This is a genomic window from Salinifilum ghardaiensis, assembly GCF_054491345.1.
On record NZ_CM137101.1, the window covers coordinates 2,532,538 to 2,552,570 of the forward strand.

Genomic DNA, 20,033 nt, shown 5'->3' on the forward strand with positions numbered 1-20,033 from the left:
GCCGCTGCTGTCGATGGATCCCGGGAGGTCCCCATGCGCGCCGGTCGGCTCACTCGTCGGTCCTTCGTCGCCGGAACCGCACTCGCCGGCTGGACGGCCTTCGCCGCGCAGCGCGCCGCGTTCGCCGCGGACGCCGCAGCCGAGCCCGGCCTCGAGTGGGACGGCGCGCCGAAGATCTTCCAGGTCAACCGGCAACCGGCACGCACCCGCCTGGTGCCGTACGCCGACGCGGCCGGCGCCCTGGCCGGGGACCTCGAGAGCTCACCGCACTTCCGCAGCCTCAACGGCACCTGGCGGTTCCACTGGTCGCCCACCCCCGACGAGCGACCCGCCGGCTTCCACCGCACCGACTTCGACGACGGCGCGTGGAACACCATCCCGGTACCGGCGAACTGGGAGATCGAAGGCTACGCCGAGCCGACCTACCTCAACGAGCGCTACCCGTGGATCGGCCACGACGATCCCGCACCGCCGCGCGCACCGCGCGCGTTCAACCCCGTCGGCTCCTACCGGCGGCGTTTCACCGTGCCCGAGCAGTGGTCCGGGCGGCGCACCGTGCTGTCGCTGCAGGGCGTGAAATCCGCCCTGTTCGTGTGGGTCAACGGGCGGCGCATCGGCTACAGCGAGGACAGCTACACCCCGGCCGAGTTCGACATCACCGACGCGCTCACCGCGGGGGAGAACCTCCTCGCCGTCGAGGTCTACCGCTGGTGCGACGGCAGCTGGCTCGAGGACCAGGACATGATCGACCTGTCCGGCATCGTCCGCGACGTGTACCTGTACTCGGTGCCGCAGGTCGGGCTGCACGACGTGTTCGCCGAAGCCGACCAGCACGGACAGCTGACCGTGCGCGCCGCGGTGCGCAACCGCAGCGGCGCCCCCGCCGGCGAGCACCGGCTCGACGTGGCCGTGCACGACCCCGCCGACGAGCTGGTGGCCGCACTGTCCAGCCCGGTCCGGTTCGACGGCGACGAGACCGCGGTGGAACCGAGCACCACCGTGCCGAACCCGGCGCTGTGGTCGGCCGAAACCCCGAACCTGTACACGCTCGTGCTCACGCTGCACGGTCCCGGCGGCAGCCACGAGGTGCACCGCGTGCGCACCGGCTTCCGCACGATCACCTGCCAGGCCGGCGAGTTCACGCTCAACGGCGCGCCGCTGGTCTTCCGCGGCACCAACCGGCACGAAACCGACCCGCACACGGGCCAGGTGATGGACGAGCAGCGGATGGTCGAGGACATCCGCCTGATGAAGCAGCACAACATCAACGCGGTGCGCACCTCGCACTACCCGCCGCACCCGCGGTGGTTGGAACTGTGCGACGAGCACGGCCTGTACGTGGTGGACGAGGCGAACGTGGAATCGCACGGGGTGCGCGACGTGCTGCCCGGCAGCCTTCCCGAGTGGACCGAGGCGTGCCTCGACCGGGTGCGTTCGCTGGTGGAACGCGACAAGAACCACCCGTGCGTCGTCCTGTGGTCGCTGGGCAACGAAGCCGGCAGCGGCAGCAACTTCGCCGCCATGGCCGACTGGACCCGCCGGCGCGACCCGTCCCGACCGGTGCACTACGAAGGCATGAACAGCGTCGCCGACGTGGAAAGCCGCATGTACGCCAAACCGGCCGAGGTCGAGGCCTACGGCCGGTCCGGCAACCCGAAACCGTTCCTGCTGTGCGAGTACGCCCACGCGATGGGCAACAGCGTCGGCAACCTGCAGGAGTACTGGGACGTCTTCGAGACGTACCCGAACCTGCACGGCGGGTTCGTCTGGGACTTCGTCGACCAGGCGGTGGCGCTGCCGCTGCCCGGCGGTGGCACGTACTTCTCCTACGGCGGCGACTGGGAACCCGGCCACCCCACCGACGGCAACTTCTGCTGCAACGGGCTGTTCGCACCCGACCGGCGGGCCGAGCCGGAAGCGCGGGAAGTCGCCAAGGTCTACCAGCCGGTGCGGATGACCGCGACCCGCCCGGACACGGTGCGCCTGTTCAACCGGCAGGCGTTCACCGGGCTCGACGGCTACGAGCTGCGCTGGGAGGTCACCGAGGACGGCCGGTCGATCCAGCGCGGCGCGCTCGCCCCGCCGGACGTGCCGCCGGGCGGGGAGGGGACGGTGCGACTCCCGCTGACCGAACCCCCGCCGCGCCCCGGGGCGGAATACCTGCTGACCGTGACCGCGGTGCTGTCCGAGGACACCACCTGGGCCGCGGCGGGCCACCCCGTCGCCGCCGAGCAGTTCCCCCTGCCCTGGCGCGCCGAACCCGCCGCACCGGTCCGCTCCGAACGTCCGGTGCAGGTCACCGACAGCGGAGGGCGGGTGCGAGCCCGGGCCGGGGCGGTCGAGCTGGTGCTGGACAAGACCAGCGGCGTGCTGGCGGACCTGCGCCACCGCGGCCGGAGACTGCTGATCAGCGGGCCCGTGCCGAACTTCTGGCGCGCCCCGTTGGACAACGACAGGGGACGGGACGCGCACCTCACCTCCCGTACCTGGCGCGAGGCCGGCCGCGAGCGCACCGTCACCGACGTGCGCGTGTCGCAACCGCACCCCGGTGAGCTCACCATCGAGGTCGTCGCCGCGCTGCCGACCGAACCGTCGCGGTCCCGCTGGGAGAGCACCTACACGCTGCGCGGTGACGGGGAGCTGCACGTGCGGCACACGCTGCGGCCCGGACCCGGTTTGCCGGACCTGCCGCTGGTGGGCACGCTGTGGACGCTGCCGGCCGGGCTGGAGACGTTCTCCTGGTACGGCCGCGGGCCGCACGAGAACTACATCGACCGCCGCACCGGCGCGTTCCGCGGCGCCCACCGCAGCACCGTCGACGAGCAGTTCACCCCGTACGTGCGGCCGCAGCAGACCGGCAACGTCACCGACGTGCGCTCGGCCTCCCTCACCGACGAGTCCGGTGCCGGGCTGGCGCTGCGCACCGACCCCGGCGCGGACCCGCTGGAGCTCAGCGCGCTGCACCACACCCCGTTCGACCTGGACGGGCCGAAGCACCCGCACGAACTGCGCCGCCGCGAGGAGGTGGTCCTCGGCATCAACCACCGCCAGACGGGTGTGGGCGGCAACGACTCGTGGGGTGCGGCACCGCTGGAGCAGTACCTGCTGCACGCCGACCGGCCCTACAGCTACTCCTACCGGATCCGCCCCGCCGGATGAGGAAAGCGGTGCGCACCACCGTGACGCCGTTGCGCGCGCTACCCTGCCCGCGTGCTGCGCCACAACGGGCGGGCACGGCAGGCAGACGGTTGCCCGGAACGCTTCTCACCCGGGTTCTTCCGCTACATCTGGACGTTACCGCGGCCGGGCGGCCGGGGCGCGGGTCAGGTGGTGGGCAGCTGCTGCAGCTGCGCCGCCACCTCCGCGAGCACGTCCAGGTCGCGGCACGGTTCGGCGCGCGGAGTCACCCGTTCCGCCTCGGGCCAGGCCGCGTCCAGCACGGCCCCCTCGGAGCACTGGGGACGGCGAACGGGCAGACCGGCGGCGGTGTATTCGTGCTCGGACATCACGCCTCGCTGCAGGCTTCGGGACACGGACGGGGGACGAAGCTCCATTGTTCCCGGCCGCGCCGGGACCGAGCACGTGTGGTCTTCGCTGCTGTAGGGCAGAACACACGAGGTGCCGCCGAACTCCGGCATTCCGCCCCCGGAGGAGTGCCGGCAACCGGTGCCACGACCGCGGTGCCGCACCGCCGGTGGTTCCGCCCCTCGCGGGTGCGGCGAGCGCCAGCACGGCTCCGCGCCCAGCTCACGGCCGTCGGGGGCGCACGAACGGGAACGGCAGCGTCTCCCGGATCGACTTGCCCAGCAGCAGCATCACCAGCCGGTCGACGCCCATGCCGAGACCACCGGTGGGGGGCATGGCGTATTCGAGGGCGTCGAGGAAGTCCTCGTCGAGCTGCATCGCCTCCGGATCGCCCCCGGCGGCCAACCGCGACTGCTCCACCAGCCGCCGCCGCTGCTCGACCGGGTCGATCAGCTCCGAGTAGGCCGTGGCCAGCTCGGTCCCGAAGGCCACCAGGTCCCACCGCTCGGCCAGCCGCTCATCCGCGCGGTGCTGGCGGGTCAGCGGCGAGACCTCGATGGGGAAGTCGGTGTAGAACACCGGGGCGGTGGTGTGCCGCTCGACCAGCTGCTCGTACAGCTCCAGCACGAGCTCGCCCGCCGCGTCGGCGGTGCAGCGCACCCCGGACCGCTCGGCGATCCCACGCAGCCTCCGCACCGGGGTGTCCGGCGTGACCGGCTCGCCCACGGCCCGCGAGACGGCCTCGTGGACGGGCACGACGGGCCAGTCCGCGGCCAGGTCGACCTTCGCCAGCTGCCCGTCCGGACCCGGCTGCTGCAGCACGGTGGTGCCGAGGGCGGCGCTGGCCGCGGCCAGCACGAGCTGCCGGCACACCTGGCGCATCACCGCGTAGTCGGCGTGGGCCTGGTAGGCCTCCAGCATCGTGAACTCGGGGTTGTGCTTCGGCGAGATGCCCTCGTTGCGGAACGTGCGGCCGAGTTCGAAGACCCTCTCCACCCCGCCGACGCACAGCCGCTTGAGGTACAGCTCGGGCGCGATCCGCAGGTACATCGGCATGTTGTGCGCGTTGAGGTGGGTGCAGAACGGCCGCGCGGTCGCCCCGCCGTGCACCGGCTGCAGGATCGGGGTGTCGACCTCCAGGTAGTCCTGCTCGAGCAGGGTCGCGCGCAGCGCCTGCATCGTGGCGCTGCGCGCGGACAGCACTTGCCGCCCCGCGGAACCGGACAGCAGGTCCACCGACCGCTTCCGCGCGCGGGTTTCGGGATCGGACAGTCCCGTGTGCTTCTCCGGCAGCGGGTGCAGGCACTTCGCCGCCAGCGTCCACGACGCGGCCAGCACCGACAGCTCGCCGTGGCGGGTGGTGATCACTTCACCGCGCACCGAGACGTGATCGCCGAGGTCGACCTGCCGGCGCCACGACCGCAGCGACTCCGCACCGGTGTCCTGGGTGGACAGCATCACCTGCAGGGTGCCGGTGAAATCGCGCACGGTGGCGAAGCACAGCCCGCCGTGGTCGCGCAGCAGCATGACCCGCCCGGCGATCGCGGTGCGCACGCCGGTGCGCGTGTCCGCGGCGAGCCCCTCGTGCTGCGCGCGCAGCTCGCCGAGGCTCGTCTCCCGCGGCACCGCCACCGGGTACGGCTCGACGCCGCCGGCGCGCAGCTCGTCGAGCTTCTGCCGCCGGACCCGCACCTGCTCGGGCAGCCGCTGGTGCTCCTCCTCGGCGACGGGCTCGGACCGCTGCGGCACCCGCTGCTCCGGCGCGTCGGCCACCGCGGCGCGCCGGCGGGTGCGGCCCAGGTCCGGCACGAACCCCTCGGCCAACCCCGCTGCCAGGCCGACCCGGCCCAGGTCGCGCCGGTCGGTGAAGCCGACGAAACGCGGCACCCAGTGCGGGTGGTATTTCGCGTTCGACCGGTACAGCGACTCCAGCTGCCACCAGCGGGAGAAGAACTGCAGCAGCCCGCGCCAGATCTTGAGCACCGGCCCGGCGCCGAGGCGGGCGCCCTCCTCGAAGGCGGAGCGGAACACCGCGAAGTTCAGCGAGATCCGCCGCACCCCGAACCGGGAGGCCTCGCCGATCAGCGTGCACACCATCAGCTCGACCAGGCCGTTGTCGGCCTCGCGGTCGCGCCGCATGAGGTCCAGCGACAACCCGCGCCGCCCCCACGGGGCCAGCGACAGCAGCGCGCGGACCTGACCGCGCGGGTCGAGCGCTTCGACGAGCACGCAGTCCGCGTCGGCGGGATCGCCCAACCGGCCCAGCGCCATGGAGAAGCCGCGTTCGGCGTCGGTGCTGCGCCAGGCCGAGGCCAGCCGCACGGCCTCGGCCATGTCCGCGGCCGGCACGTCGCCGTGGCGGCGGCAGCGCACCGCGTACCCGTCGCGCTGCAACCGCTGCACCGCCTGCCGCACCGGCCGCATCTCCCGCCCGGCGAGGGTGAACGCCGCGGTGTCCACGACCGCCTCGTCACCGAGCTGCAGGATCTTCACACCCGCCCGCGAGTAGGCCCGCGCGCCCTGCTCACCCGCGCCCAGAACCGCCGGTCGCCAGGTGTACTCCCGGCACAGGGCCAGCCACCGGTCGATCACCGGCGGCCAGGCCTCCGGATCCCCGATCGGGTCACCGCTGGCCAGGCACACCCCGGCCACCACCCGGTAGCTGATGGCGGCCTTGCCGCTGGGCGAGAACAGCACCGCCTTGTCCCGGCGGGTGGCGAAGTAGCCCAGCGAGTCCCGCTCGCCGTACTCGTCGAGCAGCGCCCGCACCCGCCGCTCGTCCGCGGCGTGCAGCTCCGAGGCCGTGCGCTGCGCCCGGAACATCACCGCCAGAGTCGCCAGCATCGTGGTCATGCCGAGCAGCCCCAGCACCAGGTTCACCCAGCCCGGCGCGTGGCCGAAGCGGGTGAGGTCGAAGGTGACCGCGCCGCCGAGAGCCCGCTCGACCGTCCAGCTCAACCGGTCGGCCGGGCTCTCCAACGAGCCCGGGAAGAGGCTCACCAGCGCGTACCCGAGACCCACGGAGGTGGCGACCAGCAGCGCGAACACGCTCAACGCCTGCGGCACGCTGCCCCGCTGCACCCGGCCGTAGAACTGGCGGCTCGCCGCGGCCAGCACCCCCAGCACCGCGGCGGTGAACAGCACCGTGCCCGCCAGCGCCCACGGCACCCACGGCGGCAGGCGCGCTCCCAGCTGCTGCGCCGGCGCCAGCACCAGCACCAGCCCGGCCAGGGCCGCCAGCACCAGCTGCAGCCCGAGCACGAGCAGCAGGATCCAGTAGGCCACGCGTTTGCGCCGGGCCAGCGCCGCGGCCAGCACCAGCACGAACGCGGCGTAGCCGAGGTTGGCCGGGGCGGGGAAGACGTACTCGTCCACGAACTCGCGCACCGGCTGGCTACCGTGGAACACCGAACCGACCGCGGACAGGCCGGAGAGCACGGAGATCACCACCAGCGCGGCGACCACGACGCGCGGCACGCGGGCGGTCCAGCTCGACTGGGCGGCCTGGAGCACTTCGGTCGGCGTGCCGACGGGCCTCCGGTTCATCGACTCCTCCGCGTTCGTGCGCCCCTGCGAGCGCGGGTCGGCGACCACAGATCGAACCAGCAATGCCAACCGGGAGCTTAGGACGGCGCATGGTCGACGAGTCCGGTGCCCGCACCTGCCGGGGCACCGCCACCGGTGGTAGTCCACCGGCCGGGCGCGGCCGCTGCGTCCTGCTGCTGGCCGCCGGCCTGCTCTACGCCGCGTGGCTGGCCGGCCCGTGGGTCAACCCCGGGATGGACGTGGTCGACGGTTACGTCAGCGAGCTCGCCGCGCGCGACCAACCGGGCAGCGCGTTCTTCCGCACCGGCGACGTGCTCGCCGGGCTGTGCGCCACCGCCGCCGCGGTGGGCGGGTTGCGGCGGCGACCGGGTCGCCGGGCGGTGACCGGGTGGGCCGGTGTCGCGGTGTTCGGCCTGGCCACCACCACCGACGCGGCGTTCACGCCGATGGACTGCGCCCCCTTCGTCGACGCGGCCTGCGCGGTGCGCGAGCTCGCCGGGACGTTGTCGCTGTCGCACGAGCTGCACGCCCTGACCAGCTCGCTGGCCGGCGCGGCGGCCCTGGCCGGCATGGCGGCGTTCGCCCTCGCCGCGGCCCGCGAGGGCGGCCCGGGCCCGCCGCCGCGGTGGGCGTGGACGTGGTTGGCCGTCACCGCGGCGGCGACGGTGCTCACGCTGGCGGCGCTGGTGCTCGGCACCGGCGCCGGAGTGCTCCAGCGCGTGCAGCTCGCCGGGATCTCGACCTGGCTGGTGGCCCTGGCCGTCTGCGAGGGGGGAGGGGAGACGTGCTCAACGTCGTGACCGGCGGGTCCGGCGACCCGCCGCTGCTGCTGACACCGGGGATGGCAGGCACCGCCCACGACTGGCTGCCGGTGGTCGAGGACCTGGCCCGGCGGCACCGCCTGCTCCGCGTCGAGCGGCCCGGCCTGGGCAGCGCCCCGCCGCGTGCCGGAGTGCCGAGCCTGCGCGAGGAGGCCGGTGCGCTCGCCGCCGTCGCCGCCGACGTGCCCGGCGGGGTGGTGCTCGTGGCGCACTCGGTGGCCGGCCTGCACGCCGAGGCGATGACCCGGTGCCACCCCGAGCTGGTGCGCGGCCTGGTCCTGCTCGACCCGAGCTGCGGACCGGGCAGCCCGGGGCGGCCGCAGCGGTGGCGGGGCGCGGCCGAGCGCTGCGGGCGCGCGTTCGCGGACGGCGCGCAGCACCTCGGCGTGACCGCGCGGCTCGGTCCGGCCGCGTGGTCGCTCGTCGCGCGCGGGCAGACCAGCAGGCCCGTTCCCGAGGAGGTGCGCAGGCGGGGGCGTGCCGCGTTCCGCTCGGCCACCGCCTGGACCGCCGCCTGGCAGGAGTACCTCGCCTACCCGGGCATGTTGGGTGATCTCGTCGCGCTGCGGCAGCGCACGCGGTTTCCCGCGGTGGCCGTGCGGATCCTCACCGCCACCGCCGGCATGCCGTCACCGGCGGCGCGGCGCTGGCGGCGGTGCCACCGCCGACTCGCCGGGGTGCTGCGCGCCGAGCACGAGCTCCTGCCCGCGGCGCGCCACCACCTCGCGTGGGAGCGCCCGGACCGGGTGGTGGCGGCCGTGGCCGCCGTCGCCGGCAGCGGGGCAGCGCGATGAGCGGGCGGGGGCTGCTGGTCGTCGCGCTGGTGCTGGCGACCCTGGCCGGGTGCGCCGATCCGGGCAAGGTCGTCTCGGTGACCGCCTACCACAACGCCGTGCAGCGGGACCTGCGCACCGCGTTCGACCGGCACGGCATCGCCGCGGCCCGCGGACCGGAGTGCCGCAGCCCGGGTGCTGCGCGGATCCGCCCCGCTCAGGCGTTCAGCACGCGCTGCACCGCCGTCACCGCCCGCGGACGACCGGTCGTGGCGTTCGGGCGGGTCACCGCGGCCGGCACCGAGCACCAGCAGGTGAGCTTCCGCGTGCTGCTCGCCGGCACCGAGGTGTTCCGCACCGAGCACCTCGGGCAGCCCCGGTGACGGATTCCACGGAAACGGCGGCGCACCCGGCGGTGCTCGAACCGGTCCGCCGAGCGGGACGAGGAGCTCCGCGTTCCGCGGCTGCGTTCCCCGGGCTCGGACAGTCCCCCGGACCGCGATCCGGGAATGCGGTGCGGAACCGCTGCGCGGGAGCGCGTCCGTCCACGACGGACGAGGACGGCGAATCCGGCGACGGCGAGAGGAGGGCAGAGGCGGGACGAGGGGAGCGCTCCGTCCCGTTCTCATTTTGTAGCGCACCGGGGTACTTGCGGCAAGACCCGGGTCGTACCGCAGAATTCGCCGGTCGTTGCCGGAATCTGCGGAAATGGGGTCGTGAGATGCGTGTGCCGCTGTCACCGCGAAACCGTGCTCGCCGGAGAGCAGCACAAGTTCCTCCGAAAGCGTTCTGCCCGGACTCCGAGCACGCGCAACGCGTTCGCGGTGTTGAATTCGACCTCGCCGCACGGGGGGTTTCGTGATCGACGTGATCGTGGTCGGGGGCGGGCCGACGGGCATGATGCTGGCCGGCGAGCTGCGGCTGCACGGTGTGCGCACCCTCGTGCTGGAGAGGGAGCCGGCGCCGACCGGGCACGTCCGCGCGCTCGGGCTGCACGCGCGCAGCATCGAGGTGCTGGACCAGCGCGGACTGCTGCAGCGGTTCCTCGCGCGCGGCGAGCAGGTCGTGGCGGGTGGCTTCTTCGCCGGCATCGACAAACCGTGGCCGGACCAGCTGGACACCGCGCACTCGTACGTCCTCGCCATCCCGCAGAGCACCACCGAGGCGCTGCTGGCCGAGCACGCCACCGAGCTCGGCGCCGAGATCCGCCGCGGTTGCGAACTGGTGGCGCTGCGCCAGGACGAACGCGCGGTGACCGCCGAGCTGGCCGACGGCACGCAGCTGCGCTCGCGCTACCTCGTCGGCTGCGACGGCGGCCGCAGCGCGGTGCGCGAACTGCTCGGCATCGGCTTCCCGGGCGAGCCCACCAGGGTCGAGACGCTGCTGGGCGAGGTGGAGGTGGCCGTGCCGGCGGAGACGCTGGCCGCCGTGGTGGCCGACGTCCGCAGGAGCCAGAAGCGGTTCGGCACCGTTCCCCTCGGAGGAGGGGTGTACCGCGTCATCGTGCCCGCCGAGGGGGTGGCCGCGGACCGCTCGGTCCCGCCGAGCCTCGAGGAGCTCAAACAACAGCTGCGGGCGATCGCCGGGACCGACTTCGGCGTGCACGCACCGCGTTGGCTCTCCCGCTTCGGCGACGCCACCCGGCAGGCCGAGCGCTACCGGAGCGGCCGGGCGCTGCTGGCCGGCGACGCGGCGCACGTTCACCCGCCGACCGGCGGGCAGGGGCTCAACCTCGGCATCCAGGACGCGTTCAACCTCGGGTGGAAACTGGCCGCCGAGGTCGGCGGGTGGGCCCCGGAGGGGTTGCTGGACAGCTACCACACCGAACGGCACCCCGTGGCCGCCGACGTGCTGGAGAACACCCGCGCGCAGACCGAGCTGCTGTCCTCCGAGCCGGGGCCGCGGTCGGTGCGGCGGCTGGTGGCGGAGCTGATGGACGTCGAGGAGGTGAACCGGTACCTGATCGAGAAGATCACCGCGCTCGGGGTCCGCTACGACTTCGGTGACGGCCACGAGCTGCTCGGCAAGCGGATGCGCGACATCGCCCTGCAGCGGGGCCGCCTCTACGAGTTGCTGCGCGGCGGTCGCGGGCTGCTGCTGGACAGCACCGGTCGGCTCTCGGTCGCCGGGTGGTCCGACCGGGTCGATCACGTCGTGGACGGCAGCGAGGAGCTGGACGTGCCCGCGGTGCTGCTGCGGCCGGACGGTCACGTGGCCTGGGCCGGTGAGGACCAGGCGGAGCTGCTCGGCCAGCTGCCGAGGTGGTTCGGCGCGTCCGCCGGGTGAACGCGCCGGTGGCCCGGGCCCGAACAGTTCAGCCTGTACTGTAATTCAGTTTCTGCTGTACTGTTGGACGCATGTTGACAGGTGAGACCCGCCAGGACGCGCTCGTCCGGGTCGGCCGGGCCCTGGCCGACCCGACGCGGTGCCGCATCCTCACCGCGCTGCTGGACGGCACGCACTACCCGGGACAACTGGCCGAGGCCCTCGGCCTGAGCCGGTCGAAGGTGTCCAACCACCTGGCCTGCCTGCGCGGCTGCGGACTCGTCGCGGCCACCTACCAAGGACGGCAGGTGCGCTACGACCTCGCCGACGCGCACCTGGCCGAGGCGCTGCGCGAACTCGTCCAGGTGGTCCTGGCCGTCGACACGTCCGAGGCCTGCCTCGACGAGCCACCCGCCACCGCGGCCGGGGAGGTGGCCACGGCATGAGCACGCACCCCCGCGACGAGACCTCCGCAGCGGCCGCGAGCGACGAGGCCTGCGCCGACGGCTGCTGCCCCGCACCCGCCACCGCGACGAGCGGCCCCACCCCGCAGCGCCAGGCGGTGCTGTCCCGGCGCATCCGGCTGCTCGTCGCGGCCACGATCAGCTACAACGTCGTCGAGGCGGTCGTGGCCATCACCGCCGGTGTGCTGGCCTCGTCGACCGCGCTGATCGGCTTCGGCCTCGACTCGGTCATCGAGGTCGCCTCGGCCGCCGCCGTGGCCTGGCAGTTCTCCGCCCGCGACGCCGCGGCGCGCCAGTCCCGCGAGCGCACCGCGCTGCGCGTGATCGCCGTGTCGTTCTTCGTGCTGGCCGCCTACGTCACCGTCGAGGCGATCCGCTCGCTGGCCGGCGGGGCCGGTGCGGAGCCCTCCACGGTCGGCATCGTGCTGGCCGCCCTGTCGGTGGCGATCATGCCGGCCCTGTCGTTGGCCCAGCGCCACGCGGGGCGGCAGCTCGGCTCGGCCAGCGCCGTGGCCGACTCCAAGCAGACGCTGCTGTGCACCTACCTCTCCGGCGTGCTGCTGGTCGGACTGCTGCTCAACAGCCTGTTGGGCTGGTCGTGGGCCGATCCGGCGGTGGCGCTGGTCCTCGCCGTGGTCGCGATCAAGGAAGGCCGCGAAGCCTGGCGGGGCGACAACTGCTGCGCCCCCACCGGGCTGGCCCTGGCCACACCGCGCACCGACGACGGCGACCAGTGCTGCTGACGAGCCCGCCGCGCGGACGCCGCCACCACGCCGTTCGCGCGGCGGGGGTTGCGCCCACTGCCGCGGCCGGAGCGGCGGGCGCCCGCGGACCCGTCACCACGCGTGGCCGCCGCGACACGCAGGCGGTCGGCCGAGGTCGGCGTCATGCCCCGCCGTCGTGCCCGTCGCACCCCCAGGACGGACGCAACTCCGAAAGGGGGACACACGACGGTGCCGGAGACAACGCTGCTCAACGCGCTCGCCGCGCACGTGGACGAGATGGACGGCGACTGGACACCGCTGCGGTGGATCGCCGGCTGGTTGGAGTGGGGCACCTGCGAGCAGGTCGCCTACCTGGACGTGCTGCAGACGATGCTGGAATGCGCGCCCTGGTACGTCACGTGCGCCTCGGCGCACGGCGGCCCGGTGGCCGACAGCGGCGAACTGCGCACCCGCACGCTGCAGCTGTGGCGCCGCGCCCCCGAACTGCCCGCGGCCTCGGGAGGCGTCCAGTAGGAGCCGGTCCGGCCGACGTCGGCGAGACGAGCCACGACCAGGCAAGCCTGGCCGAGCCCCGCCCCGCGCGGCGCCGAGGGCCTGGAGGGATCAGATCCCGAACGCGGCGGCGTAGTGCACGGTTCCGCTCGGCAGCGGGTGCTCGGCGTCGAGGCTCAGGGCCATCAACGACTCGTCCGGGACGTCGACGCTCAGCCCGATGCCGTGCGCCGAGGCGCGGGTGAAGCCGAACCTGGGGTAGTACGTCGCATGCCCCAGCACGACGACGTGGTGCTCACCCATGGTCGCGGCCGCGGCGAGGGCCGCGCGGATGGCCGCGGACCCCGCCCCGCTGCGCTGCCGCTCGGGCAGCACGGCGCACGGGGCCAGGCACAGCGCCGGGACCTCGCCGATGTGGCAGCGGGTCAGCAGCGCGTGGCCGACGAGTTCGCCGTTCTCGTCCGCAGCGACGAGCGACAACCCCTCGATCCACGCGGCCGGGTCGGCGCGCAGCGCGTCGACGAGGTCGGCCTCCTCGGCGGTGGGGAAGGCCGCCAGGTTGATCTCGCGGATGACGGGGACGTCGGCGCCGGTCTCGGCGCGCGTGCTCCACGTGGTGCGCATGGCGGGTGGAAATCCGTTTCTGCAGCGAGGTTCGTGCGGGCATCGAGAAGTGTCCAGCAGGTGGGGCACCCGCGGGCGCGCCGGAGCGCGCTCGCGGGGACGTCCTACCGCAGCAGCTGGTGGGTGTTGACGACGGTCGCGAACTCCCCGTGGAGGTTGGCGGCGGTGATACGGGTGAGCTCCTCCGCGGTGACCGGTGTCCCGTCGGGGCCGCGCCGGTCGAAGGTGTGCGTGGCGTCCAGGGCCAGCAGGACGCGGTGGGGCCCAGGCTGCCGCCGACGCGGGCCGTGGTCTCGCAGCAGTGGTTGGTGGTGATCCCGGCCAGCACGAAGCCGTCCAGGCCCCGGGGAACCCAGCCAGGCGTCGAGGCGCCGCGTCGTCGAACGCCCGCTGCACGCCGACGAGGACCAGCGCCAGCGCGTCCAGCTCGGGCGCGATCGGTTCCGGTAGCTCCACGTCCGCGAGTGTTCCCCACCCCGCCGCGCGACCGGCGCTCACCCCTCCAGGTGCGGCAGCACCAGTTCGCGGTAGCGGTCGACCATCGTGGCGATGACCGCATCCCCGGGAGTGGCCCAGACGTCGGCGTTGAAGATCTCCACCTCCACGTCACCGGTGTAGCCGGCGGCCGCGACCGCGCGGGTCAGCGCGGCGAAATCGATGACGCCGTCCCCCATCATGCCTCGCGACAGCAGCGGATCGGCCGCGATCGGGAGGTTGAAGTCGCACACCTGGTAGACGGCGATGCGCCCCGCGCGACCGGCCCGCGCGATGCTCTGCTGCACCTTCGGGTCCCAGAAGACGTGGAAGGAGTCCACGACCACGGCCACGGCCTCCGCCGGGTGCGGCTCGGCGAGGTCGAGCGCCTGCTCCAGCGTGGAGAGCACCGCGCGGTCCGCGGCGTACATCGGGTGCAGCGGCTCGAGCACCAAGCGCACCCCGTGCTCGCGGGCGAACGGCACCAGTTCGGCCAGCCGGTCGGCGACCCGCGACCGCGCTCCCGCCAGATCGCGTTCGCCCGCGGGAAGACCGCCGACCACGAGGATCAGCACGTCGGAGCCCAGGGTGGCGGCCTCGACCACCGCGGCGCGGTTGTCCGCGAGCGCGGCCTGCACGCCCCGCGGATCGGAGGCTGTGAGGAAACCTCCCCGGCACAGGCTGGAGACCCGCACCCCCGCATCGCGGACGACCTTCGCCGCGGTGTCCAACCCGGCCGTGGCCACCCGGTCGCGCCACAGCCCGACGGCGGGCAGCCCGGCCCGCGCCGCGCCGTCGACCGCCTCGCGCACCGTCCACGCCTTCGTCGTCGCCGTGTTCAGCGAGAGCCTGGCCAGTCCGTCCTGTTCGGTCACTGCTGCACTCCGTTCACCGCGAGGAACTGCCGCATCCGACCCGCCGCCAGGTCCGGGTCGCGCAGCAACCCCGCCTGGTCGGCGAGGCGGAACACCTCGGCCAGGTGGGGCACCGAACGGCCCGCGTGCAGACCGCCCGCCAGCGCGAACCCGGGCTGGTGCCCGTTGAGCCAGGACAGGAACGCGATCCCCGTCTTGTAGTGGTAGGTGGGTGCTGCGAACAGCACCCGGCCCAACGGCCCGGTCTCGTCCAGGATGGACCGCGCCGAGGCCGGCTCGCCCCGGTCGAGGGCCTGGATCGCCGCGGACGCGGCGGGGTAGATCGCGGCGAACACCCCCAGCAGCGCGTCCGAGTGCTCCGCGCCGTCGCCGACGACGAGCTCCGGGTAGTTGAAGTCGTCGCCGGTGTACAGCCGCACGCCCCCCGGAAGCCGGCGCCGCAGCGCGACCTCGTGCTCGGCGTCGAGCAGCGAGACCTTCACCCCGTCGACCTTGTCCGGGCGGGCGCGGATGATCTCCAGGAACGTCTCCGTGGCAGCCGCGATGTCCTCGCTGCCCCAGTAGCCGGCCAGCGCCGGGTCGAACATCGGCCCCAGCCAGTGCAGGATCACCGGTTCGTCGGACTCCTCCAGCAGCGTGCCGTACACCGCGGCGTAGTCCTCCGCCGACCGCGCCACCGCGGCCAGCGCGCGGGAGGCCATCAGGATGACCCGGGCCCCGCTGCCGCCGACGACCTCCACCTGCTCGCGATAGGCCGCCAGCACCGCGGCCAGGCCCGCCCGCCCGGGCGGCACGTCCGCGGGATCCAGGTGGTCCGTGCCCGCCCCAGCGGCGATCGCGCCACCGGCGGAGCGCGCCTCGGCCGCCGAACGCCGCACGAGCTCGGCGGCCTGCTGCCAGCCCACGCCCATGCCGCGCTGCGCGGTGTCCATCGCCTCGGCCACGCCGAGACCGTAGGACCACAACCGGTGCCGGTAGGCCAGGGTCGCGTCCCAGTCGATGTCCGCCGGCGCGCCCGGCACGTTCTCACCGAGCACCCGCGGCACCACGTGCGCGGCCGCGTAGGCCGCGCGCGTCCGGAGCGGACTTCCGGGGAGCGGCCACTCGCGCGGGCCGCGCAGCACGTGCTCGGCGAGGCTCCCGTCGGGACGGGGCAGTGGCAGCGCGGTCACAGTTCCACCTCCCCGAGCTCCACGCGGCGACCCTCGCGCGAGGACGTCAGCGCGGCCTCCGCCAGGCGGACGCCGCGCACCCCGGCCAGGAAGTCGTACGGGTGGTGGCCGTCATCGGACAGGAAGCGGATGAACTCCTCCCACTGCGCCTTGAAACCGTTGTCGAACTCCGCGTTGTCCGGCACGGGGGACCACTGCTGCCGGAACGGGGTCGTCTCCACCAGGTCGGGGTTCCACACGGGCTTGGGGGTGTGGTTGCGGTGCTGCGCGGTGCAGTGGTGCAGCCCGGCGACCGCGCTGCCGTGCGTGCCGTCCACGTGGAACTCCACCAGCTCGTCGCGGTGCACCCGGGTCGCCCACGAGGAGTTGATCTGCGCGATGGCGCCGCCGGCGAGCTCGAAGATGCCGTAGGCCGCGTCGTCGGCGGTCGCGGTGAAGCGCTGCCCGCGCTCGTCCCACCGCTCGGGGATGTGCGTGGCGGTCTTCGCCATGACCGCCTCCACCCGGCCGAAGAGGTTCTCCAGCACGTAGTTCCAGTGCGGGAACATGTCGGCGGTCATGCCGCCGCCGTCCTCGGCGCGGTAGTTCCAGCTCGGGCGCTGCGCCGGCTGCAGGTCCCCCTCGAAGACCCAGTAGCCGAACTCGCCGCGCACCGACAGGACCCGGCCGAAGAAACCGCTGTCGACCAGCCGCCGCAGTTTGCGCAGCCCGGGCAGGTACAGCTTGTCGTGCACCACACCGGTTTTCACGCCGGCGTCGCGCGCGAGCCGGGCCAGCCGCAGTGCGCCGTCGCAGTCCTCGGCGATCGGCTTCTCGGTGTAGACGTGCTTGCCCGCGGCGATCGCCTCGGCGATGGCGGGCTCGCGCACCGTGGTCAGCTGGGCGTCGAAGTACAGCTCGTCCGAGTCGGACAGGGCGGTGTCCAGGTCGGTGGTCCAGCGCTGCAGGCCGTGCTGCTCGGCGAGCTCCCGCAGCTTCTCCGCGTTGCGGCCGACCAGGAGCGGGTCGAGCTGCACGCGCGTGCCGTCGGAGAGCTCGACCCCGCCCCGCTCCTGCAGGGCGAGCACCGATCGGAGCAGGTGCTGCCGGTACCCCATCCTGCCGGTCACGCCGTTCAGGACGACGCCCAGCCTTCGCTCGGCCATGCCGTACCACCTTTCTGGAAAGCGCTTACCAAGCGTAAGTCGCGTCGGGGAACCGGTGCAAGCATCGCGGGAAAGCGATTTCCGAATGGCGCGGTGCGCACCTGCGCCGGGAGTTGCCCGCGCTGCGCCCGGTGGGTGCCGGGATGATCGGGACCCACCGGTGCAGCGGGATCAGGTGCGCAGACGCTCGAACTCCTCCCGGGGAAGGGGAGCGGCCTCGGGGTTGCCGAGATCCTCGACCGGGAGGCGGTGCGTCTCCCGCGCCGAGTACGCGGCCACCGCGCCGATCGCGGTGATGCCGAAGGCCAGCGTGCCGATGACCAGCGGTACGTGCGCCGAGCCCGGAGGGGCGGCCAGCGTGAAGAGGCTCGGCAGGAACGCGGAGATGGCCAGGCCGATGTTCTGCGCGACGGCGAAACCGGTGACCCGCACCCGGGCCGGGAACAACTCCTGGAAGAAGCTGGCGAACGTCGCGTTCCACACCTGGTACAGCACGCCCCAGGTGAGGATGGCCAGCAGCAGGGTCAGCGGTACGTTGTTCTGGCTGACCGCCCACAGGTAGGCGTAGGACAGCAGTCCCGAACCCAGCGAGCCGACGATCATCAGCGGCCGCCTGCCGAAGCGGTCGGAGAGGATGGCGAACCACGGGATGAACGCCAGCGCGACGAGGTTGGCCACCACCGGGATCCACAGGTAGATGCTCCTGCTCATCTCGATGCCGTAGCCCGCCTGCGTCGCGTACGCCGCGCCGAAGACCGACACGACCACGCCGATGACGTTGACCAGCGTCATGCACACCGCCCGGAGAACGTCCAGCCCGCACTCCCGGAAGACCTGCACGAACGGGGTCTTCGGCCTCGTGGCCGCCTGCTGCTCGCCCTGCTCGTCCAGGAACACCTCGGTTTCCTCGACGCGGCGCCGGATCAGGTAGCCCGCGAAGACGACCAGCGCGCTGAGCAGGAACGGCACCCGCCAGCCCCACGCGTTGAAGGCCTCGTCGGACAGCACCGCGGACAGCGGCAGGAACACCGCGGCGGCGATGACCTGGCCGGCCTGCGTGCCGTGCAGGCTGAAGCTCGCGTAGTAGCCCCGCCGGCCGAACGGCGCGTGCTCGACGATCATCGCGCTGGCGCCGCTGAGCTCGCCGGCCACCGCGAAGCCCTGCACGAACCGCAGCAGCACCAGCAGCACGGGCGCCAGCAGGCCGACCTGGCCGTAGGTGGGCAGCAGCGCGACCGCGAAGGTCGACAGGCCCATCATCAGCATCGCCAGGACCAGCACGTTCTTGCGCCCCCGGCGATCACCCCAGTGCCCGAGGGCGAGCGCGCCGAGGGGGCGCGCGACGTAGCCGACGGCGTAGGTGCCGAGCGACGAGACCAGCGCGACGGTGGGGCTACCGGCGGGGAAGAAGATGCTGGGGAAGACCAGCGCGGCGGCCTGCGCGTAGACGAACCAGTCGTAGTACTCGAGCGCGCTGCCGACCCACCCGCTCGCGGCGGCCTTCTTCGACGTTCTCCGGGAATCCTTCGACGGGGCGCCGGATTCCCCGACTTCGCTTGTCACTGTTTCTCCTCCGCGTGGTGCAGGCACGTCGTCGTCCCGATCAGCGGGGTGCGGGCCGCTGCGCGGTCGGTGCGGATTCGCACGCGGCTTTTCGGGAAGCGCTTTCCATAGGACAGGCCGTATTCCTCGCTGTCAATGCCCGAGCGCGGCCGCAGCTGCCCGAGAGCGCACTGCTGAGAGGTGGAAGCACGCAGTTGTCGCAGGCCGGTCTGCTATTTTGTGGAATGCGCTTTCCAGAGAGGAGGTGCCTCGTTACGATGCCAACGACCGAGCCGAAACCCCCTGCGAGGAACCGATGACCGAGCCGAGCACCGTCGTCCTGGCAGGAGTGCACGGGCACGGCCAGTGGCACCTGGCCAACCTCGAACGGCTGCGGGGGGCGGGGGTGCGGTTGGTCGGGGTCTGCGATCCGCGGCCACCGCAGGAGGAGCAGCGCGACCTCCTCGGGGGCGTTCCCGTCGCCGCCGGCCTCGACGAGCTGCTCGCGCAGGTGCGCCCGGACGTGACGATCATCTGCACACCGATCCACACCCACGCCCACCTGGCGGTCGCGGCCGCCGAGGCCGGCTCGCACGTGCTGCTGGAGAAACCGCCGACGCCCACGTTGGCCGAGTTCGACCGGCTCGCCTCGGGAATCGCGACGACCGGCCGCGCGTGCCAGGTCGGGTTCCAGAGCCTGGGGTCGCGCGCCCTCGGCCACGTGCGCGCGTTGCTGGCCGACGGCGCGATCGGGGAGGTCGTCGGCATCGGCGCGGCCGGGGCGTGGCAGCGCGACGCGGCGTACTACGCGCGTGCCCGGTGGGCCGGCCGCCGCACGTTGGACGGGCACCCGGTCGTCGACGGCGCGCTGACCAACGCGTTCGCGCACGCCACCGCCACCGCGCTGGCCCTCGACGGTGCTCGCGGGGACGAACGGCTGCGGGAACTCGACGTGGAGCTGTACCGGGCGAACGCCGTCGAAGCCGACGACACCTCGTGCCTGCGCCTGGTCACGGGGCGCGGCACCCCGGTCGCGGTGGCGGTCACGCTGTGCGCCGAGGACGAGGTCGCCCCGCACGTCGTGGTGCACGGCACCCGCGGCCGCATCGTCCTGACCTACCGCACCGGCCGGGTCCGCCTGGAAGCCGGCGGACGGGTGGAGACCACCGAGCACGGTTCCACCGACCTGCTGGAGAACCTGGCGGCGCACGCGCGCGATCCCGCTGTTCCGCTGCTCGTGCCGCTGCCGTCCACGCGCCCGTTCATGCAGGTGCTGGAGGCGGTGCGCCTCGCGCCCGATCCGCGGGAGATCCCGGCGGAGCGGGTCGACGTCGACCGCTCCGGGAGGCATCCGCGGTGCGTCGTGCGGGGCGTCGACGCGGCGGTCGTGCGTGCGGCCCACGAGCTCGTCCCGCTGTCCGCGCTGGGCTTTCCCGGCGGTTGAGGGCTCGAGGAACATCGGAACGGCAGGCGGCGCTGAGCGGCCGATGTTCTCGGGACGTTGTCAGGTTGTGCTTTCGGCGGTGCGCTGGGTGCGGGGGTGGGGCAACCGTTTGGGCTTCTGCGTAATTTCATGTCGCTCTGCGTTAA

16 protein-coding genes are annotated in these 20,033 nt (G+C 73.5%); 9 read left to right on the forward strand and 7 right to left on the reverse strand.

The genetic code is table 11. The annotated features are described in order from the left end of the window. Positions 1-33: 33 nt before the first annotated feature. On the forward strand, positions 34-3,159 hold the full coding sequence (lacZ, locus tag ACVGV0_RS11615; RefSeq protein ID WP_459159873.1) for a beta-galactosidase, LacZ type: 3,126 nt from the start codon (positions 34-36) through the stop codon (positions 3,157-3,159). A gap of 164 nt (positions 3,160-3,323) precedes the next feature. Here the strand turns inward: lacZ and ACVGV0_RS11620 are convergent, their stop codons facing one another. Together ACVGV0_RS11620 and lysX are read right to left on the reverse strand one after the other, a co-directional pair. Beyond that, on the reverse strand, positions 3,324-3,506 hold the full coding sequence (locus ACVGV0_RS11620; RefSeq protein WP_459159874.1) for a hypothetical protein: 183 nt from the start codon (positions 3,504-3,506) through the stop codon (positions 3,324-3,326). A 241-nt stretch (positions 3,507-3,747) separates the two neighbouring features. Next, the gene (gene lysX, locus ACVGV0_RS11625; protein WP_459159875.1) at positions 3,748-7,071 is read right to left on the reverse strand and encodes a bifunctional lysylphosphatidylglycerol synthetase/lysine--tRNA ligase LysX; all 3,324 of its coding nucleotides are present in this window, start codon (positions 7,069-7,071) and stop codon (positions 3,748-3,750) included. 89 nt (positions 7,072-7,160) lie between these two features. On the opposite strand from lysX, the gene ACVGV0_RS11630 reads away from it, so the two are divergent. From ACVGV0_RS11630 to ACVGV0_RS11660, 7 genes are all read left to right on the forward strand, one after another. After that, complete coding sequence (locus ACVGV0_RS11630; RefSeq protein ID WP_459155679.1) at positions 7,161-7,871, forward strand: DUF998 domain-containing protein; 711 nt, start codon at positions 7,161-7,163, stop codon at positions 7,869-7,871. Beyond that, the gene (locus ACVGV0_RS11635; RefSeq protein WP_459155680.1) at positions 7,856-8,686 is read left to right on the forward strand and encodes an alpha/beta fold hydrolase; all 831 of its coding nucleotides are present in this window, start codon (positions 7,856-7,858) and stop codon (positions 8,684-8,686) included. Before ACVGV0_RS11630 ends, ACVGV0_RS11635 begins: the two co-directional genes overlap by 16 nt. Further along, the gene (locus ACVGV0_RS11640; protein ID WP_459155681.1) at positions 8,683-9,048 is read left to right on the forward strand and encodes a hypothetical protein; all 366 of its coding nucleotides are present in this window, start codon (positions 8,683-8,685) and stop codon (positions 9,046-9,048) included. Before ACVGV0_RS11635 ends, ACVGV0_RS11640 begins: the two co-directional genes overlap by 4 nt. A gap of 475 nt (positions 9,049-9,523) precedes the next feature. Beyond that, entirely contained in the window at positions 9,524-10,951 is a 1,428-nt protein-coding gene (gene rox / locus ACVGV0_RS11645) for a rifampin monooxygenase (RefSeq protein ID WP_459155682.1), read from the forward strand. Positions 10,952-11,022: 71 nt separating this feature from the next. After that, on the forward strand, positions 11,023-11,376 hold the full coding sequence (gene cmtR / locus ACVGV0_RS11650) for a Cd(II)/Pb(II)-sensing metalloregulatory transcriptional regulator CmtR (protein WP_459155683.1): 354 nt from the start codon (positions 11,023-11,025) through the stop codon (positions 11,374-11,376). Beyond that, complete coding sequence (locus ACVGV0_RS11655) at positions 11,373-12,137, forward strand: cation transporter (RefSeq protein WP_459155684.1); 765 nt, start codon at positions 11,373-11,375, stop codon at positions 12,135-12,137. The genes cmtR and ACVGV0_RS11655 overlap by 4 nt, the downstream gene beginning before the upstream one ends. Before the next feature lie 210 nt (positions 12,138-12,347). Continuing rightward, positions 12,348-12,632 (forward strand): hypothetical protein, encoded by a 285-nt coding sequence (locus tag ACVGV0_RS11660; RefSeq protein WP_459155685.1) that lies wholly within the window; start codon positions 12,348-12,350, stop codon positions 12,630-12,632. A gap of 90 nt (positions 12,633-12,722) precedes the next feature. Here ACVGV0_RS11660 and ACVGV0_RS11665 read toward each other — a convergent pair whose 3' ends face one another. From ACVGV0_RS11665 to ACVGV0_RS11685, 5 genes are all read right to left on the reverse strand, one after another. Further along, the gene (locus ACVGV0_RS11665) at positions 12,723-13,235 is read right to left on the reverse strand and encodes a GNAT family N-acetyltransferase (RefSeq protein WP_459155686.1); all 513 of its coding nucleotides are present in this window, start codon (positions 13,233-13,235) and stop codon (positions 12,723-12,725) included. Positions 13,236-13,729: 494 nt separating this feature from the next. After that, the gene (locus ACVGV0_RS11670; protein WP_459155687.1) at positions 13,730-14,584 is read right to left on the reverse strand and encodes a sugar phosphate isomerase/epimerase family protein; all 855 of its coding nucleotides are present in this window, start codon (positions 14,582-14,584) and stop codon (positions 13,730-13,732) included. Then, entirely contained in the window at positions 14,581-15,756 is a 1,176-nt protein-coding gene (locus ACVGV0_RS11675; protein ID WP_459155688.1) for a dihydrodipicolinate synthase family protein, read from the reverse strand. Before ACVGV0_RS11675 ends, ACVGV0_RS11670 begins: the two co-directional genes overlap by 4 nt. Continuing rightward, positions 15,753-16,901: a Gfo/Idh/MocA family protein gene (locus ACVGV0_RS11680; RefSeq protein WP_459155689.1), complete on the reverse strand. Its 1,149-nt coding sequence runs from the start codon at positions 16,899-16,901 to the stop codon at positions 15,753-15,755. The genes ACVGV0_RS11675 and ACVGV0_RS11680 overlap by 4 nt, the downstream gene beginning before the upstream one ends. Positions 16,902-17,072: 171 nt before the next feature. Beyond that, complete coding sequence (locus tag ACVGV0_RS11685; RefSeq protein WP_459155690.1) at positions 17,073-18,464, reverse strand: MFS transporter; 1,392 nt, start codon at positions 18,462-18,464, stop codon at positions 17,073-17,075. A 295-nt stretch (positions 18,465-18,759) separates the two neighbouring features. Between ACVGV0_RS11685 and ACVGV0_RS11690 the strand changes: the two genes are divergently transcribed. Beyond that, positions 18,760-19,887, forward strand: a complete 1,128-nt coding sequence (locus ACVGV0_RS11690; RefSeq protein ID WP_459155691.1) for a Gfo/Idh/MocA family protein — start codon at positions 18,760-18,762, stop codon at positions 19,885-19,887. Positions 19,888-20,033: the final 146 nt, after the last annotated feature.

What these genes read in the sequence shown, in the direction of transcription:
- lacZ (WP_459159873.1), top strand. Translation starts at nt 34, where the DNA reads ATGCGCGCCGGTCGGCTCACTCGTCGGTCCTTCGTCGCCGGAACCGCA.
- ACVGV0_RS11620 (WP_459159874.1), bottom strand. Translation starts at nt 3,506, where the DNA reads ATGTCCGAGCACGAATACACCGCCGCCGGTCTGCCCGTTCGCCGTCCC.
- lysX (WP_459159875.1), bottom strand. Translation starts at nt 7,071, where the DNA reads ATGAACCGGAGGCCCGTCGGCACGCCGACCGAAGTGCTCCAGGCCGCC.
- ACVGV0_RS11630 (WP_459155679.1), top strand. Translation starts at nt 7,161, where the DNA reads ATGGTCGACGAGTCCGGTGCCCGCACCTGCCGGGGCACCGCCACCGGT.
- ACVGV0_RS11640 (WP_459155681.1), top strand. Translation starts at nt 8,683, where the DNA reads ATGAGCGGGCGGGGGCTGCTGGTCGTCGCGCTGGTGCTGGCGACCCTG.
- cmtR (WP_459155683.1), top strand. Translation starts at nt 11,023, where the DNA reads ATGTTGACAGGTGAGACCCGCCAGGACGCGCTCGTCCGGGTCGGCCGG.
- ACVGV0_RS11655 (WP_459155684.1), top strand. Translation starts at nt 11,373, where the DNA reads ATGAGCACGCACCCCCGCGACGAGACCTCCGCAGCGGCCGCGAGCGAC.
- ACVGV0_RS11665 (WP_459155686.1), bottom strand. Translation starts at nt 13,235, where the DNA reads ATGCGCACCACGTGGAGCACGCGCGCCGAGACCGGCGCCGACGTCCCC.
- ACVGV0_RS11680 (WP_459155689.1), bottom strand. Translation starts at nt 16,901, where the DNA reads ATGGCCGAGCGAAGGCTGGGCGTCGTCCTGAACGGCGTGACCGGCAGG.
- ACVGV0_RS11690 (WP_459155691.1), top strand. Translation starts at nt 18,760, where the DNA reads ATGACCGAGCCGAGCACCGTCGTCCTGGCAGGAGTGCACGGGCACGGC.